20 protein-coding genes and 1 pseudogene are annotated in these 15,833 nt (G+C 71.0%); 11 read left to right on the top strand and 10 right to left on the bottom strand.

Annotated elements, in window-relative coordinates; translation table 11 throughout:
- Positions 1-164 precede the first annotated feature (164 nt).
- Positions 165-1,202, bottom strand: coding sequence for an NAD(P)-dependent alcohol dehydrogenase (locus tag GUY59_RS27120; RefSeq protein WP_236667541.1), 1,038 nt, complete (start codon positions 1,200-1,202; stop codon positions 165-167).
- A 126-nt stretch (positions 1,203-1,328) separates the two neighbouring features.
- Between GUY59_RS27120 and GUY59_RS27125 the strand changes: the two are divergent.
- From GUY59_RS27125 to GUY59_RS27145, 5 genes and pseudogenes are all read left to right on the top strand, one after another.
- A pseudogene (locus GUY59_RS27125) lies at positions 1,329-1,642 on the top strand (MerR family DNA-binding transcriptional regulator).
- Between the two features lie 66 nt (positions 1,643-1,708).
- The gene (locus GUY59_RS27130) at positions 1,709-2,287 is read left to right on the top strand and encodes a TetR family transcriptional regulator (protein WP_138202502.1); all 579 of its coding nucleotides are present in this window, start codon (positions 1,709-1,711) and stop codon (positions 2,285-2,287) included.
- 79 nt (positions 2,288-2,366) lie between these two features.
- Complete coding sequence (locus GUY59_RS27135) at positions 2,367-3,440, top strand: TetR/AcrR family transcriptional regulator (RefSeq protein WP_138202501.1); 1,074 nt, start codon at positions 2,367-2,369, stop codon at positions 3,438-3,440.
- A 100-nt stretch (positions 3,441-3,540) separates the two neighbouring features.
- A complete protein-coding gene (locus GUY59_RS27140; protein ID WP_132340430.1) occupies positions 3,541-3,879 on the top strand; it encodes a YciI family protein in 339 nt (112 codons plus the stop codon).
- A gap of 2 nt (positions 3,880-3,881) precedes the next feature.
- Positions 3,882-5,039, top strand: a complete 1,158-nt coding sequence (locus GUY59_RS27145) for an RNA polymerase sigma factor (RefSeq protein ID WP_138202500.1) — start codon at positions 3,882-3,884, stop codon at positions 5,037-5,039.
- 99 nt (positions 5,040-5,138) lie between these two features.
- On the opposite strand, the gene GUY59_RS27150 is transcribed toward GUY59_RS27145, so the two are convergent.
- A complete protein-coding gene (locus tag GUY59_RS27150) occupies positions 5,139-5,852 on the bottom strand; it encodes an SDR family oxidoreductase (protein WP_138202499.1) in 714 nt (237 codons plus the stop codon).
- A gap of 94 nt (positions 5,853-5,946) precedes the next feature.
- Here GUY59_RS27150 and GUY59_RS27155 point away from each other — a divergent pair, with 94 nt between their 5' ends.
- On the top strand, positions 5,947-6,549 hold the full coding sequence (locus GUY59_RS27155; protein ID WP_138202498.1) for a TetR family transcriptional regulator: 603 nt from the start codon (positions 5,947-5,949) through the stop codon (positions 6,547-6,549).
- 78 nt (positions 6,550-6,627) lie between these two features.
- A complete protein-coding gene (locus GUY59_RS27160; RefSeq protein ID WP_201761385.1) occupies positions 6,628-6,906 on the top strand; it encodes a hypothetical protein in 279 nt (92 codons plus the stop codon).
- A 67-nt stretch (positions 6,907-6,973) separates the two neighbouring features.
- On the opposite strand, the gene GUY59_RS27165 is transcribed toward GUY59_RS27160, so the two are convergent.
- On the bottom strand, positions 6,974-7,528 hold the full coding sequence (locus GUY59_RS27165) for a DUF1062 domain-containing protein (protein ID WP_236667538.1): 555 nt from the start codon (positions 7,526-7,528) through the stop codon (positions 6,974-6,976).
- 878 nt (positions 7,529-8,406) lie between these two features.
- Here GUY59_RS27165 and GUY59_RS27170 point away from each other — a divergent pair.
- Positions 8,407-8,853, top strand: coding sequence for an ester cyclase (locus GUY59_RS27170; RefSeq protein ID WP_138202496.1), 447 nt, complete (start codon positions 8,407-8,409; stop codon positions 8,851-8,853).
- A 75-nt stretch (positions 8,854-8,928) separates the two neighbouring features.
- Here GUY59_RS27170 and GUY59_RS50105 read toward each other — a convergent pair whose 3' ends face one another.
- From GUY59_RS50105 to GUY59_RS27180, 3 genes are all read right to left on the bottom strand, one after another.
- On the bottom strand, positions 8,929-9,054 hold the full coding sequence (locus GUY59_RS50105; protein WP_269128916.1) for a hypothetical protein: 126 nt from the start codon (positions 9,052-9,054) through the stop codon (positions 8,929-8,931).
- Positions 9,044-9,229, bottom strand: a complete 186-nt coding sequence (locus tag GUY59_RS27175; protein WP_138202495.1) for a hypothetical protein — start codon at positions 9,227-9,229, stop codon at positions 9,044-9,046. Before GUY59_RS27175 ends, GUY59_RS50105 begins: the two co-directional genes overlap by 11 nt.
- A gap of 198 nt (positions 9,230-9,427) precedes the next feature.
- Entirely contained in the window at positions 9,428-9,979 is a 552-nt protein-coding gene (locus GUY59_RS27180; protein WP_138202494.1) for a dihydrofolate reductase family protein, read from the bottom strand.
- 233 nt (positions 9,980-10,212) lie between these two features.
- On the opposite strand from GUY59_RS27180, the gene GUY59_RS27185 reads away from it, so the two are divergent.
- A complete protein-coding gene (locus tag GUY59_RS27185) occupies positions 10,213-10,563 on the top strand; it encodes a DoxX family protein (protein ID WP_138202493.1) in 351 nt (116 codons plus the stop codon).
- Here the strand turns inward: GUY59_RS27185 and GUY59_RS27190 are convergent.
- On the bottom strand, positions 10,541-10,843 hold the full coding sequence (locus GUY59_RS27190; protein WP_138202492.1) for a hypothetical protein: 303 nt from the start codon (positions 10,841-10,843) through the stop codon (positions 10,541-10,543). The two genes, GUY59_RS27185 and GUY59_RS27190, sit on opposite strands and share 23 nt — an antisense overlap.
- Positions 10,840-13,110, bottom strand: coding sequence for a xanthine dehydrogenase family protein molybdopterin-binding subunit (locus GUY59_RS27195; RefSeq protein ID WP_138202491.1), 2,271 nt, complete (start codon positions 13,108-13,110; stop codon positions 10,840-10,842). The genes GUY59_RS27190 and GUY59_RS27195 overlap by 4 nt, the downstream gene beginning before the upstream one ends.
- Before the next feature lie 74 nt (positions 13,111-13,184).
- Between GUY59_RS27195 and GUY59_RS27200 the strand changes: the two genes are divergently transcribed.
- Both GUY59_RS27200 and GUY59_RS27205 read left to right on the top strand, forming a co-directional pair.
- Positions 13,185-14,054 (top strand): FAD binding domain-containing protein, encoded by an 870-nt coding sequence (locus GUY59_RS27200; RefSeq protein WP_161714723.1) that lies wholly within the window; start codon positions 13,185-13,187, stop codon positions 14,052-14,054.
- A complete protein-coding gene (locus GUY59_RS27205; protein WP_138202489.1) occupies positions 14,051-14,566 on the top strand; it encodes a (2Fe-2S)-binding protein in 516 nt (171 codons plus the stop codon). Before GUY59_RS27200 ends, GUY59_RS27205 begins: the two co-directional genes overlap by 4 nt.
- Here the strand turns inward: GUY59_RS27205 and GUY59_RS27210 are convergent.
- Both GUY59_RS27210 and GUY59_RS27215 read right to left on the bottom strand, forming a co-directional pair.
- The gene (locus GUY59_RS27210) at positions 14,536-15,285 is read right to left on the bottom strand and encodes a hypothetical protein (RefSeq protein ID WP_138202488.1); all 750 of its coding nucleotides are present in this window, start codon (positions 15,283-15,285) and stop codon (positions 14,536-14,538) included. The genes GUY59_RS27205 and GUY59_RS27210 overlap by 31 nt on opposite strands.
- Entirely contained in the window at positions 15,282-15,779 is a 498-nt protein-coding gene (locus GUY59_RS27215; RefSeq protein WP_132335451.1) for a SigE family RNA polymerase sigma factor, read from the bottom strand. Before GUY59_RS27215 ends, GUY59_RS27210 begins: the two co-directional genes overlap by 4 nt.
- Between the last annotated feature and the right edge of the window lie 54 nt (positions 15,780-15,833).

The following is a 15,833-nucleotide window of genomic DNA, read 5'->3' on the forward strand; positions in this document are numbered from 1 at the left end:
AGGCGGATCGTGATCGAGCATGCCTGGCCTTCCCCTCCATACCAACCGGCCACCACCGAAAGGGGGAATGTTCCTGAACAAACGGACGTCACCGCCGCCCGCCACCGCTACCCGCCACCGCTACCCGCCACCGCTACCCGTCACCGGACGCTGATCAGCTACCGTCACGCAAACGTGATCAGCACTTTCACCACGTCATCGAGCTTCTTGTCCGAGACCTCGAAAGCACGCTCCATCTCCTCGAAGCGGAACGTGTGGGTGGTCATGAGCGTGGGATCGAGCCGCTTACCCTGCAGAACGCGCAGGAGCCGTTCCATGCGCAGCCTGCCACCGGGACACAGGCCAGTCGTGATCGTCTTGTCGGCCATCCCGACCCCCCACTCGACCCGCGGGATACGCACGAACTCCCCTTCTCCGTAATAACCGGTGTTGGACACCACCCCGCCCGGTTTAGTGATCTTTACAGCCGTCTGGAAGGTGACATCCGCGCCGAGAGCTTCGATGGCGGTGTCCACACCCTGCCCGCAGGTCAGGTCGAGAACACGCTCCACGACATCCTCACTCGTGAAGTCCACGATCTCGTCGGCACCATAGTCGCGAGCGAGCTTCTGCCGGCTCGGCACCGACTCGACACCGATAACCAGGCCCGCGCCGCGCAGCTTGGCACCCGCGGTGGCCATAAGACCCACCGGACCCTGAGCGAGCACGGCCACCGTCCCACCGATCGGGATGTTGCCGTTCTCCGCGCCCATGAACCCGGTCGAAAGCATGTCAGCGCAGTAAACCGCCACCTCGTCGGGGACACCGTCGGGAATCTTCGCCAAGTTGGCGTCGGCCTCGTTGACGTGGAAGTACTCGGCGAAGACCCCGTCCTTCGAATTGGCGAACTTGAACCCCCCCAGCGGCCCGCCCGACTGCGACGGATAACCGTTCTGGGAGGCGAGATCGCCCCAATCGGGAGTGACGGCCCCCACCAAAACCCGGTCGCCCGGCCGGAAAGCCGTCACCCCGCCACCCACCTCGTGCACCACGCCGACGCCCTCATGGCCCAGCGTCAGGCCCTCCCGCGGCCCGATACCGCCCCTGACGGTGTGGGAATCCGACGTACAGATCAGAGCCGCGGTCGTCCGTACGACGGCATCCAGGGGACCAGGCCGCGGAACCGGCTTGCCCACCAAACCGACCTGTCCGATCTCCTTCATCACGAACGCTTGCATCGTGCCCCCGAACGTTCCCCGTGTCCGACGTCGCCGAGAACGCCACGGACATGTCCAGCTCTACCCTCTCGAACCCGGCGTTTAACGTGCGCCCATTCCCCGTGAACTGTCGTGGGAGATGTCGCCCAGGAGCTGACCACCGGCGAGTTGTCCGGGCGCAGCGGCGTCCCCGCCTCCGCGCTGCGCTTCTACGAGCGCCAGGGACTCATCAGCAGCCGCCGCACCGACGGCAATCAGCGCCGCCCCACCACGGCACCCTGCACAGGGTGGCGTTCATCCGCGCCTCGCAGAGCGTCGGCATGCCCCTCCGGTTCACCGAGTTCATCGGCTGCGGGTGCCTGTCCTTCGAGGAGCGCGCGCTGGTCAACCTCGCGGACACGCTCGCGGAACACGGTCCGGGGCCCCGCCGCCTGCTGGAGCCCTGAGCGATGGCCGCATCGCCTCGACCGGCCACGTCGCCCGATGGAGGGTGAGCCGAGTAAAGTGCGGCCATGGGCAACGGCGGGCTGCGCGAACGCAAGAAGGCCAGGACCAAGGAGACGATCCTGCGCGAGGCGTTCAGGCTTTTCCGCGAGCGCGGCTACAACGCCACCACCATCGATCAGATCGCCGAGGCCGCCGAGGTCTCGCCCGCCACCTTCTTCCGTTATTTCCCGACGAAGGAGGATCTGGTCACCCTCGACGGGTTCCCGCCGTTCATCGAGGCTCTTCACGTCCAGCCGCCGGGCCCGCCGGTCACCGTGCTGCGGGGCGCCTTCCGTACGGCCTTCGACACGATGACGCCCGAGGAGATCGCCGCGGGGCACGAGCGGGAGGTGTTCGCCGCGACCGTGCCCGAACTGGTGGCCGCCAACCTGCGCAAGAGCCCAGGCGTGCTGCGGCAGACCTACGAGATCCTGGCCGGCAAGACCGGGTGCGACGCGGGCGATCCCCAGCTGCGCAACGCCGTGGGCGCGGTGTTCGGGGTCGTGACCCTGCTCTGGCTCCAGTGGGCGCACGATCCCGGGCTGGACGGGCCCGCCGAGATCGACCGTGCGCTCGAACACCTGGAGTCAGGGCTGCCGCTGTAGGCGGCGCCGCCGTACGCCCGGCCGGCGAACCAAGTGGATGTTGTATCTTACGCCGCATGACGCGAGCGGAGGGCTCCCGATGGCCAGGCTGACCCGGGCGCAGCAGCAGGAGCGTACGCGTGCCGCCGTGCTGGCCGCGGCGAGGGAGGAGTTCGCCGAGCACGGATACGCAGACGCCAAGGTCGACCGGATCGCGGAGCGGGCCGAGCTGACCCGTGGCGCGGTCTACTCCAACTTCCCGAGCAAGCGCGCCCTCTACCTGGCGGTTCTGGTCGACTCCGTCGAGCACGTTGGTGAGGCGGCCTCGTCCCCTGACCTCGACGAGGCGGCGGCCGCCTTCGCCCGTGTCTGGCTCGAACGGCTGCCATGGTCCGGCGACACGCCCGCCGGGGGGAGCCTGCAGGCCCGGTCGCTGGACGGCGTGTTCGGCGACGAGCCAGGCCGTACCGCGCTGGCGCAGGTCACCAAGCTGGAAGCCCTTCTGCTCGCGCTCTGCCTGGAGTCACGCGCGCCGGGGCCTACGAGGCAGGTGCGCCTGGCCGAGCTCGTCCTCACGCTGCTGAACGGCGCCGGCCATCTCGCGGGCACGGCCCCCGGGTTCGGTGACCCGTTCGACGTGGTGCGCGCCTGCGGGCACCTGGCCCACCTCGACCTCGCCGACACGTGGGACCCGCCGCACCTGCCCTTCGTCGCCGCCGCCCAGCGCGCCCAGGACCCCTGGGACACGCCCGCGCAGCTGCCGGACCTGGTCACCGGCCACCCGTCGGGGTTCGACGGCGACGGCGTGATCGCGTTCCTCGGCACCGGCCGGCTCGACGCCGCCGAAGAGGCCTTCCGCGCCGCCCGGCCGGGCGACCCGGTCACCGTGGCCGTGGTCACGGACGATCCGGCCGAGCTGGGGCGGCTCGTCCGGCTCAGGATCGGTGACCTCGGCGGGTGCCTGCGCCGCGTGTTCGCGCCGGACGACCGGCCCCGCCCGCGCGTCGTGCTCGACGAGCGTGCCGCCCTCGCGACGGCCGCCGCCGTCCCCGTGGCGGGCGAGGTCACCGAGGGCGCGGTACGCGTCGAGGCCGGCACGATCGTCGCCCGAGCCCATGGGCGCGGCGCCGCGTACGCCGTGGCGTCGGCGGCGCGTTCGGACCGCGCCGGATGACCGGGGTTCCTCGTGCTGCCATGAAAAGAATGCCGATGGTGTCCCTTGCGCGGGTGCTCGTTCGTCATTCGGGTGAGAGCCCATTGCCTCGGAGGTAGTGATGCAGTACGCACTGATGATCTACGGCGAGCCCGGCTACATGGAGACGCTGTCGGACGCGGAGCGGGAGGCGGCGTACGCGGAGTATTTCGCGTTCGCGCAGGACGAGCGGTGTGTCAGCGCCGCGCAGTTGCAATCCGCGGAGACGGCGACCTGCGTGCGGGTGGCCGGCGGCCGGACGCTGATGACCGACGGGCCGTTCGCCGACACCAAGGAGGTGCTCGGTGGCTTCTGTCTGGTCGAGGCCGCCGATCTGGACGAGGCGATCGAACTGGCGGCGCGGATCCCGGCGGCCAGATTCGGCGGCACGGTGGAGGTCAGGCCGGTGATGCGATTCTGACCATGCTGGAGGAGGTGTTCAGGGAGCAGTGGGGCCGGGTGCTGGCCTCGCTGGTCGGGTTCCTGGGTGACGTCGATCGCGCAGAGGAAGCCGCCCAGGAGGCGTTCACGATCGCGGCGCAGCGCTGGCCCACGTCGGGTGTGCCGGACAATCCGGTCGCATGGCTGGTGACGGCGGCCCGCAACCGGGCGATCGACCGCATCCGCCGGGAGCGCACCCTGGCCGGCAAGCTCCACCTGCTGCCGGCACAGGAGGCCATCATCGAAGAGTTCGACGACACACGCATTAAAGACGAACGGCTTGAACTGATCTTCACCTGCTGCCATCCGGCGCTGCCGCTGGACGGGCAGGTGGCGCTCACGTTACGGACTCTCGGAGGGCTGCGGACCGCCGAGATCGCCCGGGCCTTCCTGGTCTCGGAGGAGACCATGAAACGCCGGCTGACCCGCGCCAAGAACAAGATCAAGGCGACCGGGATCCCCTTCGCCGTCCCCGGCGCCCATCTGCTGCCTGAGCGCGTCGACGCGGTGCTCGCCGTCATCTACCTGATCTACAACGAGGGCTACCGCGGCCGGATCGACCTCGGTGCCGAAGCCATCCGGCTCGGACACGTACTCGCCTTGCTCATGCCGGAGGAGCCCGAAGTGCACGGGCTGCTCGCACTGATGCTCATCCACCACGCCCGGCGGCGGGCCCGCTTCTCCGGCGACGACCTCGTCCTGCTCGACGACCAGGACAGGTCGCTGTGGGACATGCGCCAGATCACGGCGGGACGGGCGGTCCTCGACCGGGCGCTCGCGCTCGGCGGGCGCGGCGCCTACGTCGTGCAGGCCGTGATCGCCTCGCTGCAGACCCACGAGCGCATCGACTGGCCGCAGGTCGCCGTGATGTACCGGCGGCTTGCCGACCTGACCGGCTCGCCGGTGGTCGAGCTCAACCACGCCGTGGCGATCGCCCAGGCCGGCGACCCCGCCGCGGCGCTGCACGCCGTCGACCGGCTGGACCTGGACGGTTACCTGTACTTCCACTCCACCCGAGGCGAGCTGCTACGGCGGCTCGGCCGCGACGCCGAAGCGAGCACCGCCTACCACCGCGCCCTCGAACTCGCGACCTCCATCCCCGAACGACGTTTTCTGAGGCGCAGGCTCCAGCAACTCTGACCCGGGCTCGGCACTGGGGTCCCGGTCGGCTGTACCGGCATGAACCCCTGCATCGCGTGCGGCGAGGCTGATCGCGGCGACCGTAACGGCGTGCATGGGTCATACGGGCTGTCCGAGCGGCCTGATGGTCAGGGTGTTGAGGTCGACGCCCTGCGGCTGGTCGAGGGCGAAGCAGACGGCCTCGGCGACGTGCTCGGGCGGCAGGGCGAAGGGAGGTGTGCTGTCGCCCGGCCAGAAGGGGGTGTCGATGATGCCGGGGTTGACGAGGGTGACGCCGATCCCGCGGGTCGTGACGTGCATCCGCAGGTTCTCGGCGAGTCCGGTGACGGCCCACTTGGTGGCCGAGTAGAAGTTGCCGGGGCTGTTCTTCACACCGACGACGCTGCCGAGGAGCACCAGCCGCCCGCCGGTGGTCTCGAGGTGGGGGAGGGCGGCCCTCGCCAGTAGGGCGGGGCCGAGGACGTTGGTGAGGACCATGGAAGGCCACAACGTCGGGTCGCCGTCAGTGAGCGCCGTTCCTGTACTGCGGTGGTGGTCGCTGGAGGAGAATCCGGCGTTGGCCACGGCGGCGTGCAGGGCGCCGAAGTGCTCGACAGCGCGTTCCACGGCGGACCGGGTGGCCTCCCAGTCGGCCGCGTCCGCGATGAGGCCCAGCAGCCGGTCGGGGCGACCGGCTTCGTCCAGGAAGGTCTTGAGCCGGGCCTCGTTGCGGCCGGTGACGGCGACGCGGTGGCCGCGATCGAGGAGCGAACGTGCGGTGTGGGCGCCGATGCCGCTGGTCGCGCCGGTGATCAGTACGGTCTTGCCGATCATGGACAACTCCAACACTCGTGTTGCAAAGGTGGGGCTCAACCGTAACTCCATTTCTCTCCAACTGCAACGTTGGTGTTGGACTAGGATGCACTGTATGGCATGGGATGTTGAGGGCACGAAACGCCGCATCTACGAGGCGGCGCTGGCCGAGTTCGCCGAGCGCGGGCCGGACGGGACGACCGTCGACCGGATCGCGAAGCGCGCGAAGATCAACCGCGAACGCGTCTACAACTACTACGGCGACAAGGCCTCATTGTTCTCAACGGTGATCCGAGGCGAACTGGAGAAGCTCGCCGCCGCCGCGCCGCTGGTCATCACGTGCCCTACGGACCTCGGCGAGTGGGCTGGACGGACGTTCGACTACCAGCGCGCCCATCCCGACCTGGCACGGCTGGTGTTGTGGGAAGGGCTGGCGGACACCGGAAGCGTGTCGGACGAGATGACCCGCACCCAGCTGTACGCCGGCAAGGCCAAGGCGGTGGCGCAGGCGCAACAGGCCGGCCTGGTCGACGCCACCATCGACCCGGCCCACCTGATCTTCCTGATCATCGCGCTGTCCAGCTACTGGTCCGCGGCGCCGCAGATCGCCCGGATGTTGTCCGGCGGCGACGCGCGGGACGGCGCCGAAGCCGCCCGCCGCCGTGCCGCCGTGGTCCACGCCGCCCAGCGGATCGCCGCGCCGCGAACGACCACCTGAGACACGCCCCGCAGCGAAAGAAGTGGGCGCTGACCTTGGGTTATGGTCCGCGTCATGCGCCCGATGCCATCAGCCGACATGGTCAGCCTGATTTCGTTCCTCGCGGTCCTGCTGATCTTCTTCAGCATCGACGTACGGTCGCGGGAAACGGCCGCCTCGGACCCGTGGCATGTGCAGGTGTTCGGATGGACCTCACGGCTCGGCGGGATCTCCACGGCGCTCGCTCTGGCCTTGGGATGGGTGGACCTTTTCCTGCCGGACGAGAACAGCCCGATCCACGTGGCGTTCGTGGCCGTTCCCGGGTCTGTGGCCGTGTTGTGCGCGATCGTGCTGGGCCTGGAGATGCTCTGGCAGTGACGGCACCCGCGGCACGGCACCCCGGTCGGTCGGCCTCCTCCTGCGGAGCAGGCCGACCGACCCGCGGCTACATCTCCGGTGGCCTTCCTGGCATCACGGTGAAGGGGAACCCGGCACTCGTCGTACGGCGCAGCGAAATCTCGCACTTGACCCGGCGCAGCACCTCGTTCCTGCTGAGGCCGAGCCCCTGTGCGATGAGCCGCTCAGGGCGCACCGGCACCGGATCCTCGAAGACGACCTGCACCTGGACCGGCCACGCCCCCTCGATCGATTCCGACGGGGCGTGCAGCCGCCAGGCTCCCGCCCAGTCCAGGGTGAAGCGGTTGCGCCGGGCGAGCAGCGGATCCAGCAGCCTGGACGCCACCAGTTCCGGATCGTTCGCGTGGTAGCCGTCGAGCTCGGCCGGATCGAGGGCTCTGACCGGCGCCCGCTCGTGCACGGTGAGCTTGCTCGTACGATCGCACGACACGCAGCGGACCAGCAGCCACACGTCCAGCAGCTTGCCGTTGGCGTTGACGCGGAAGGTGCCCTCGCCGGTGGTGGCCGACTCCGACCGGCAGTCCACGCACCGCAACGACAGCAGAGGCAGCCTGGTCCGACGCACGACCCAGGGCAGCACCATATGAGGTTGTGAAGACATGATCTCTCTAGACCTGACACGAGGCCGATTGCGCGCGGCCTCAAGCGCTGTATGACCGGGCGCACGCGGGCAGCCCGGCGGAGCCGGCGAGAAGGCCGGCTAGAAGTGAGCGAGAAAGGTGTCAGGTCTGAAGAGCAGGCGGGGTCACGCGGTTCTTTCCTCTGTTGTTCGCGACGCGGGTCGCGGGCAACGTACAGGACCGCGAAAGGAAGGCACAACTGATTTCCGGTGTGGCTCACTCGTCGAGGGGGACGCGTCAGACACCGCCACGGGCCGTGGCCAGCCCGACGGTGGCAAGGACGTCCCGCCCACGAGGAGCGTGCAGGCCCACCGATGGCAGAGGCCGCCGCTCCACGGCCAGGACGAGGCCCAGCAACAGCGCGACACCAGGACGAGGTCGATCACGACCGCGGCCGGCCGCGCATCCATGGGAGCCGGCGGTGCGGACCGCAGTCCGGTGAAGGTGGCCGCCGCTTCTTCAGGGGCGCCGAGGCGGCTCTAGGACCTGGGTCGGGCGCGTCAGATGGCGCCCATCGCCCGTCTGCCGCAGCACTTTCAGCAGCTCGTAGCCATATCGGCGGCGGACGCTCAGGACGGACAGCACGGCCAGCTCGGTCGTGCCACGTGCGAGCTCGCCGACGCAGACGGGCGATGGTCGCCGATTCCGGCGTCGCCTCGGGGTCCCCGGTCATGAGGCACGGCGAACCGCATGCCGTCGACGGCCGCGACCAGGCCGCCGCCGGGCCCGACGGGGAACTTCATGTCCGCTCTTCTTCGGAGAGTTGACAGGCGCCACGCCAAGATCAATACTCCGTCGTGTTACTGACGCGCCCCGCACCAGGTTTGCCGGGAGGCCTATCGTGACCACGTCGTCAACCGTGCGCGAAGCGCGTGAGACACTCGTCCGCACCCATTTCGAGTCCGAGGCCGCTCAGGACTTCGACGTCACCATGACGACGATGCTCCACCCTCGTTACGAGCTCATCCCCACAGGCGAAGTCTTCGAGGGCGAGGAGCAGGTGCGGGGCTACTACCACAGGACGAGAACCGCCTTTCCGGACCAGCGTCACGAGAATGTCCGCCTGCACCATTCCGACACCGCGGTGATCGCGGAGTTCGACCTGCTCGGCACCCACCTGGGCGAGCTGTACGGCATCCCGCCCACCGGCCGGAGCTTCCGCTGCCCGGTGGTGGCGTTCTTCCTCTTCGACGGGCCCGACGGCGACAGGATCATCTGCGAGCGGATCTACTTCAACGCCGCCACCATCACCGGTCAGCTGGGCATCAGCCCGACTGCGGCAGCGTAAGCGGTCAGCCGCCGCCCCAACGCGAGGTCCCCGCGCGATCTGGCGCCCCGATACACGGGATTGCGTTGGTGCGGCTCAGATGCCTCGTCGCGGGGCCGGCGAGCGTGCCCCGGCGCGCATGGCGGCGCACACCGAGTCGTCGTGGTACATCGTCAGCATGAGCAGCGCGACGTCGGAGGTTGTCGATCTTTCAGACGTCATTGACTCGCGGTACGGCGTAGAAGCGTTCGTCGGTGAGTCGCTCGTCCGTCGCGGAAGTCCACAGCAAGCACCTCGACGCGGTCGGCCAGCGTGGGAACGCGGTCCGCAGGTCCAGCTGGTCAAGGAGCCGGCTCGCCTCGGCCTGCAGGACCTGCGCGGGTTCGACCAGCGACATGGACCCAACGTGGAAGACAGTCGACGGGCACGACCAGAGATGGTCCGGGGTCGATCGCCTCGCCGCCGAGCTGTATGGCGCCCGCCGTCGGCGTGACACCCGATCGTGGGCGGGCCGGCACTGAACCCGTGGTCCGGTGACCGTACTTCCGCGTCGAGGCCGGCCGCCCCGCCTCCGCGGCCCTTGCTGCCGTGGCCCCTACTGGGCGGCCGGCGTGTACGTCGCGATGATGACGCCGCTCTTCATCACCTTGGTGCCGGCCAGGGTGAGCGTGGTCGCGACGTCGTCCAGGGGCGAGGAGATGCTCGGGCCGCCCACGAACACGGGGGTGATCCAGAACCGCACCTCGTCGACCAGGCCCGCCTTGACCAGGGTGTGGGTGACGGTGCCGTAGCCGTACATCAGGATGTTCCTGCCCTCCTGGGCCTTAAGCCTGGTGACGGCTTCGACGAGGTCGCCCAGCAGCACCTCGCTGTTCTTCCACTCCGGGTCGGTGAGGGTGGTGGAGGCGACGTACTTCTTGACGTTGTTGAAGTAGGCCGCCCCGGTGCTCGGGTCGCTTTCGTCCTGGTTGGGCCAGGCGGCGGCGAAGCCCTCGTAGGTGCGGCGCCCCATCAGCAGCGCGTCGGCCGAGTCCGTCTGCTCGCCGGCGAACGCGGAGGCCTCGTCGTCGAAGTACGGCATCGTCCACGCCGGGTCCTCGATGACGCCGTCGAGGGAGATGTAGGTCGAGCAGATGATCTTGCGCATTCCGGGTTCCTCCTGCTGCCAGTACGCGTGGTGCCGGTCGTGGCCGGGAGCCGCTCAGCGCGTCCTCCTGCCATGACCACCATCCTGAAGGGGGCACCTTACGATCCGCTTCAGGTCGCCTTCCGCCGCCATCCGGTCCATGCCGTCAGGTTATGGATGCAGGTATTGGACGCCGTAAACAGGGCTGGACCAGGCTGGAAACTCACGTACGACCTGCCCTGCGGAGAGATCCAGTGTTCACCGCCTACGCCACCGTCACCGTTCTCGCGATCGCCGCCAACGTGTGGGCGGCGACGGCGGACTTCATGAAGGCCGGATTCGTCCTCGCCAACTCGGCCGCACTCGGCATCCCGTTCTCCTGGTTGCCCCCGCTCGGCGCGCTCAAGGCCGCCGGAGCCGCGGGGCTGCTGCTCGGACTGCTGGGGGTACCGTTCGTCGGCGTCGCGGCCGCCGCCGGGCTCGTCCTGTTCTTCACAGGTGCCGTCGTCGTGCACGTACGCGCCCAGGAGTACGTCAAGATCGCGATTCCGGGCGGTTTCCTGGCTCTGGCCGTCGCCTCGCTCATCCTCGCCCTCGCGCGCTGACGGGCGCGGCGCGGGGCGAACGGTTCGCCGCGCGCGGTGAGGAAACGATCGCGCAGATGAGCGCGAATCCGAACAGCTCGTACCGCGCCGAGTCGAGCGTCGAAGGGACGCCGAGGTTGACCAGCGCACCGGCGACCGCCGTGCCGAACGGGCCGAGGACGCCCAGCCGGCGCACGGCACGTTCGCTGACCGCCGAGGAACTGACGAGCTGGGTCAGCGACCACCCGGGCGGGAGCGCCGCCCCGATGAACCCGGCCACCAGGAGCAGCGCCAGTATCACGCCGGCGAGCCGTGCCGGGCGGCGGCCGCCGCCCACACCGCGGCGGGTGTCAGCGGCATGTCGACGTGCTCGACGTCGAGGGCGTCGCACACGGCGTTGACCACGGCGGGCGGGATGCCGATGCAGCCGGCCTCGCCCGCGCCCTTGGCCCCCAGCGGCGTGTTGGGGTTGGGCGTGACGGTCTCCAGCAGGGTGACCGGCGGCATGTCGGCGGCGGTGGGCAGCAGGTAGTCCAGCAGGGTGCGCGCGTACGGCATGCCGTCGGCGCCGATGACCGCCTGCTCGTGGAGTGCCTGCCCGAGGCCCTGGGCGATCGAGCCATGGCCCTGGCCGTCGACGATCATGGGGTTGACGACCACCCCGTAGTCGTCCGCGGCAACCAGTTTGAGCACGCCGACCGTCCCGAGGTCCGGGTCGATCTCGACGACGGCCACGTGCGCGCCGTACGGGAAGGCCTGCGGCGGGGCGAGGATCTCGTCGGCGCGCAGCGGCCCGGTACGAGCGACCAGCTCGCCGAGTGCGAGCCCGGTGATCGGCCCCGCGTCGACGCCGGTGCCCGGCTCGCCCTCTGTTCCCGGGCCGGGCGGCTCACCGGCCAGCAGCCGGCCCCGCGCGTAGGTGACGTCGTCCTCCTGCAGGCCGAGCAGTCCCGCGCACCGGCGGCGCGCCGCGGCGACCAGCGACTCGGCGGCCCGCCACAGCGCCGCCCCACCCACCTGCATGGAACGGCTGCCGAAGGTGGCGAACCCGTGGGGCACCTCGCCGGTGTCGCCTTCCGCGACGCGGACCAGATCGACGTCCACGTCCAGCACCGAGGCCACGACCTGCGCGAACGCGGTCAAGTGACCCTGCCCGGTGGACGTGGACCCGACGCGGGCGATGAACGTGCCGTCCGCGCAGGCCTCCACGCTGCCGAACTCCTCACTGTCCGGCGGCCCTCCCGAGCGCTCGACGAACGTGGCGATGCCCACGCCTATCGGCGCTCCGCCCTCCTGGCGGCGCCTGGCCTGTTCGGCGCGGACGTCGTCGTAACCGGCGGCGGTCAGCGCGCGCTCCAGCGTGGCGGCGTAGTCGCCCGAGTCGTAGGTGCGTCCCGTCGGCGTGAGGTAGGGGAACTGGCCGGGGCGGATGAAGTTGCGGCGGCGCAGCTCGGCGGGGTCCATGCCGAGCCGCCTGGCGAGCCGGTCCACGGTGCGTTCGAGCGCGTACGCGGCCTCAGGGCGGCCCGCGCCGCGGTAGGACGCGGTCGGTGCGGAGGTGGTGGCCACGCACCGGACCCGCGTGTGCACCCGCGGCGTACGGTAGGCGCCGGTGCTCATCGCCCCCGTCATCATGGGGACGAAGGCCCCTGTGTGCGGGTAGGCGCCGACGCCGGCGTCGATCAGCAGCTCGTAGGCGAGGAAGGTGCCGTCGGCGTCGGCCGCGAGCCGTACGCGCTGGTCCTGGCCGCGGCCGCGCGGGCCGGCCAGCATCGCCTCGGCGCGGTCCTCGCACCAGCGCACGGGCCGGCCGAGCCGGATCGCGAGCAGGGCGGCGACGACGTACTCGGGGTAGGTCTGGCTCTTGGCGCCGAACGCGCCGCCGGTGGCCGGGACGATGACCCTGATCCGCTCCCTGTCCAGGCCGAGCAGCTCGGCGAGCGAGTCGCGCAGGCGGTGCTGGGCCTGGTGGGAGACCCACACGGTGAGCCCGCCGTCCTCGCCGGGGCCGGCCAGGACGGCCCTCGGCTCCAGGGACGTGGGCAGCAGGAGCTGCTCGCGGTAGGCGGCCTCGACGACCACGGGCGCGGTGGCGAACACGTCGTCGGCCGGCTCGCCGAAGGTGCGTTCGGCGACCACGTTGCCGCGCCCGTCGTAGAGCGGGGGCGCCGCCTGGGCGGTCATCGGGTCGCAGACGGCGGGCAGCGGTTCGAGGTCCAGCCGTACGGCCTCCGCGGCGTCCTCGGCCTGGGCGCGCGTGGTTGCGGCGGTCACGGCCAGCGCCTCGCCCGGGTAGCGGACGCGCCCGGTGGCGAGCAGCGGCCACGGCGGCGAGTCCTCGGCGCCGGGCAGGGCACGGGCGGAGAGGTAGGGCAGGTCGGCGGCGGACCACGCGCCGGCCACCCCTTCCTCCTTCAGCGCGGCGGCGACGTCGACGCCGCGGACCAGCGCGTGCGGCACCGGGCTGCGGGTGAAGGCGAGCTCCAGGGTGCCGGGCAGGTCCAGGTCGGCGACCCTGCGGGCACGCCCGGTGAGCAGGTCGTGGTCCTCGCGCCGAGCGAGCGGCATCCCGATGTACCGCAATGTTTGGACACCCCCGCGTTCGGTACCAACGTGGATATCGGATGCCCGGGATGAGGGACATGAAACCGCCGCAATTCGACTACGTAGCGCCCGCTTCCGTGCCGGAGGCGGTGGCCGTGCTGGCCGAGCGCGGGCCGCACAGCCGCGTGCTCGCGGGAGGGCAGAGCCTGCTCATCGAGCTGCGCTACCGGACCGCGCGCCCGGCCCTCGTGGTCGACGTCAACCGCATCCCGGGACTGTCGGACATCACGGTCGACGACGGCTCCGTGCACGTCGGCGCGCTCGTCCGGCACGCACAGCTGGAGCGCGCCCGCTTCGACGACCCGCTGGCCGGCCTGTTCCGCCAGGTCGCGCCGTACGTCGCCCATCCGCCCGTCCGCGCGCGCGGCACCTTCGCCGGCAGCCTGGCCTGGGCGCATCCGGCGTCCGAGTGGTGCGCGCTGGCCATGGCGCTCGACGCGGGGATCGAGCTGGACGGCCCGTCCGGCCCGCGCACGGTGCCCGCCGCCTCGTGGTTCCGCGGCCCGTTCGCCACCGCCTGCCTGCCGGAGGAACTGGTCACCGGCGTACGGCTACCGCGCCCGCCGGCCGGGGCAGTCGCGGCCTTCGCCGAGCACCGCCGCACGCACGGCAGCTTCGCGCTCGCCGCCGCCCTCGTCATGCTGCGCGTCTCCGAGGGCCGCGTCGACTGGGTGCGCGTCGGGCTGGCCAACGCCGCCGACGTCCCCTTGCGCGCCGTCGAGACCGAACGCCTCATCACGGGGGAGCCGCCGCAGCCGGACCTGCTCGCGCAGGCCGCGGCACGGGCCGCCGCCGAGGCCGACCCGCCCGACGAGCCGCACGCGCCGGCCGCCTACCGCAGGCACGCGCTGGCCACCCTCGTGCGGCGTTGCCTCACCCGAGCCGTCGAGACCGCAGGAGCACCATGAACGTCCAGCTCACCGTCAACGGCGGCACCCACCGGCTCGACGTCGAGCCGCGCACCAGCCTCGCCGACGCGCTGCGCGACCGGCTCGGGCTGACCGGGACGACGCTCGGCTGCGAGCACGGGGTCTGCGGCTCGTGCACCGTGCTGGTCGACGGCACCGCCGTACGGTCCTGCCTGGTCCTGGCCGTGCAGGCCGGCGGCGCCGACATCCGTACGGTCGAGGGTCTGGCGGGCGAGGACGGGCCGCATCCGCTGCAGGAGGCGTTCGCCGCCGAGCACGCCCTGCAGTGCGGGTTCTGCACGCCAGGGTTCCTCATGCTGCTGGCCGGGGCGCTGGCCGAGGAGCCGGACCTGGACCACGACGAGCGGCGGATGGACGAGATCCTCGCCTCCAACCTCTGCCGCTGCACCGGTTATGCGGGCATCCGCCGCGCCGCCGCCCGCGCGGCGGCGGCGCTGCGCGGGGACGGCGCCGCCGCCGTTCACGAGCCGGAGGGCGGGTCCGCGTCATAGATCGCGATCGACCAGAGCCCCCGCCGGGAGCCGGTCTCGGCCGCGAGCCGCTCCGGCATCGCGGCGATCGCCTCGCGGTCCCACGGACCGTCGCACGTGCCCGCCCGTCGGTCGGCCAGGGCACATTTGTCCGCCAACGTGGGCGATCCGATCGGCGCGTCGGCGGGGAAGACCCAGACCTCCAAGCTCTGCGGTGCCCGTAGCCAGTCCGGTGTCACCGAGCTCTCGTCGTACTGGACCTGGAGGCCCTGACCCAGGCGTACGCACGGGGTGAGGTCGTTCCACGAGCCCTTCACGTCGCGGATGAGGACCCACGCCTTCGGGTCCGCGCACCGGAGCGCGATCCCGGTGTGCACGCTGGTGGGGCGGAACGTGATCCGTACCCGCTCACCCACTGTCCGGTAGGTCTGGCCGGAGATCAGCGACACGGGCCCGTGCCTGGTCCCCAGCGTCCGGGGCAGTTCGACGTCCGGCGCGAAACTCGCCGTGACGCCCGTGGCCGGTTCGCCCCGCCACGCCGTCACGGCCCCGGTCAGCGGCACGACCGTCGCCGCGGCCCCCGCCAGCGCCGCCACGGCCGCGCCCGTCGCCACCCTCCGGCGCAAGCGCGTCCTGGCCCCCCGCCGCCTGATCTCGTTCAGCCGGGGCGGCGACCCTGCCTCGCGGACGCTGTTCTCGGCGAACACGGCACGCAGGTCGTCCTCGGTGTACTGGCTCATCGGAGCACCTCCGGCTTCAGATCGTGCAGCGCGGGATCCACCCGCAGCCGCGCCAACGCCCTGCTCAGTTGTTTCTTCACGCTGCCGACCGAGCATCCGAGCGCGTCGGCCACCTGCTGCGGCGTCAGATCGTCGAAGTAACGCAGAACGAGCGCCGCGCGCTGCCGGGGCGGCAGGGTGCCGACCGCCGCCCAGAGGTCCGAGCGCCCCGCGACCCCCGTCGCCAGGTCCGGCCCGGCCGCGTACTCGGGCAACGCCTCGGTCGGCACCTCACCGCGCCAGCGCCGCCGCCACCAGGAGGCGTGCGTGTTGACGAGGATCCGGTACACGTACGGGTCGGGATCGGCCTCGATCCTGCGCCAGGCGGTCCACGCCTTGACCAGCGTCGTCTGCACGAGGTCCTCGGCGGCCTGCCAGTCGCGGGTCAGCAGGTACGCCGTCCGGCACAACCGCTCGTGTCGTTGCCCGACATATTTGGCGAACCCATCCGCCATCACATCCTCCCGTACTATTCCGTCTCACGGTGTCCTACCGGTTGGCGGAGCGGT

The organism is Nonomuraea sp. K271, from assembly GCF_009908215.1.
Classification (GTDB): domain Bacteria; phylum Actinomycetota; class Actinomycetes; order Streptosporangiales; family Streptosporangiaceae; genus Nonomuraea; species Nonomuraea longispora.

Coding starts and splice junctions, on each gene's coding strand:
- GUY59_RS27120 (WP_236667541.1), bottom strand. CDS start 1,202: ATGAAGGAGATCGGACAGGTCGGTTTGGTGGGCAAGCCGGTTCCGCGG.
- GUY59_RS27130 (WP_138202502.1), top strand. CDS start 1,709: ATGGGCAACGGCGGGCTGCGCGAACGCAAGAAGGCCAGGACCAAGGAG.
- GUY59_RS27135 (WP_138202501.1), top strand. CDS start 2,367: ATGGCCAGGCTGACCCGGGCGCAGCAGCAGGAGCGTACGCGTGCCGCC.
- GUY59_RS27140 (WP_132340430.1), top strand. CDS start 3,541: ATGCAGTACGCACTGATGATCTACGGCGAGCCCGGCTACATGGAGACG.
- GUY59_RS27145 (WP_138202500.1), top strand. CDS start 3,882: ATGCTGGAGGAGGTGTTCAGGGAGCAGTGGGGCCGGGTGCTGGCCTCG.
- GUY59_RS27150 (WP_138202499.1), bottom strand. CDS start 5,852: ATGATCGGCAAGACCGTACTGATCACCGGCGCGACCAGCGGCATCGGC.
- GUY59_RS27155 (WP_138202498.1), top strand. CDS start 5,947: ATGGCATGGGATGTTGAGGGCACGAAACGCCGCATCTACGAGGCGGCG.
- GUY59_RS27160 (WP_201761385.1), top strand. CDS start 6,628: ATGGTCAGCCTGATTTCGTTCCTCGCGGTCCTGCTGATCTTCTTCAGC.
- GUY59_RS27165 (WP_236667538.1), bottom strand. CDS start 7,528: ATGGTGCTGCCCTGGGTCGTGCGTCGGACCAGGCTGCCTCTGCTGTCG.
- GUY59_RS50105 (WP_269128916.1), bottom strand. CDS start 9,054: ATGACGTCTGAAAGATCGACAACCTCCGACGTCGCGCTGCTCATGCTG.
- GUY59_RS27175 (WP_138202495.1), bottom strand. CDS start 9,229: ATGTCGCTGGTCGAACCCGCGCAGGTCCTGCAGGCCGAGGCGAGCCGG.
- GUY59_RS27180 (WP_138202494.1), bottom strand. CDS start 9,979: ATGCGCAAGATCATCTGCTCGACCTACATCTCCCTCGACGGCGTCATC.
- GUY59_RS27195 (WP_138202491.1), bottom strand. CDS start 13,110: ATGCCGCTCGCTCGGCGCGAGGACCACGACCTGCTCACCGGGCGTGCC.
- GUY59_RS27200 (WP_161714723.1), top strand. CDS start 13,185: ATGAAACCGCCGCAATTCGACTACGTAGCGCCCGCTTCCGTGCCGGAG.
- GUY59_RS27205 (WP_138202489.1), top strand. CDS start 14,051: ATGAACGTCCAGCTCACCGTCAACGGCGGCACCCACCGGCTCGACGTC.
- GUY59_RS27210 (WP_138202488.1), bottom strand. CDS start 15,285: ATGAGCCAGTACACCGAGGACGACCTGCGTGCCGTGTTCGCCGAGAAC.
- GUY59_RS27215 (WP_132335451.1), bottom strand. CDS start 15,779: ATGGCGGATGGGTTCGCCAAATATGTCGGGCAACGACACGAGCGGTTG.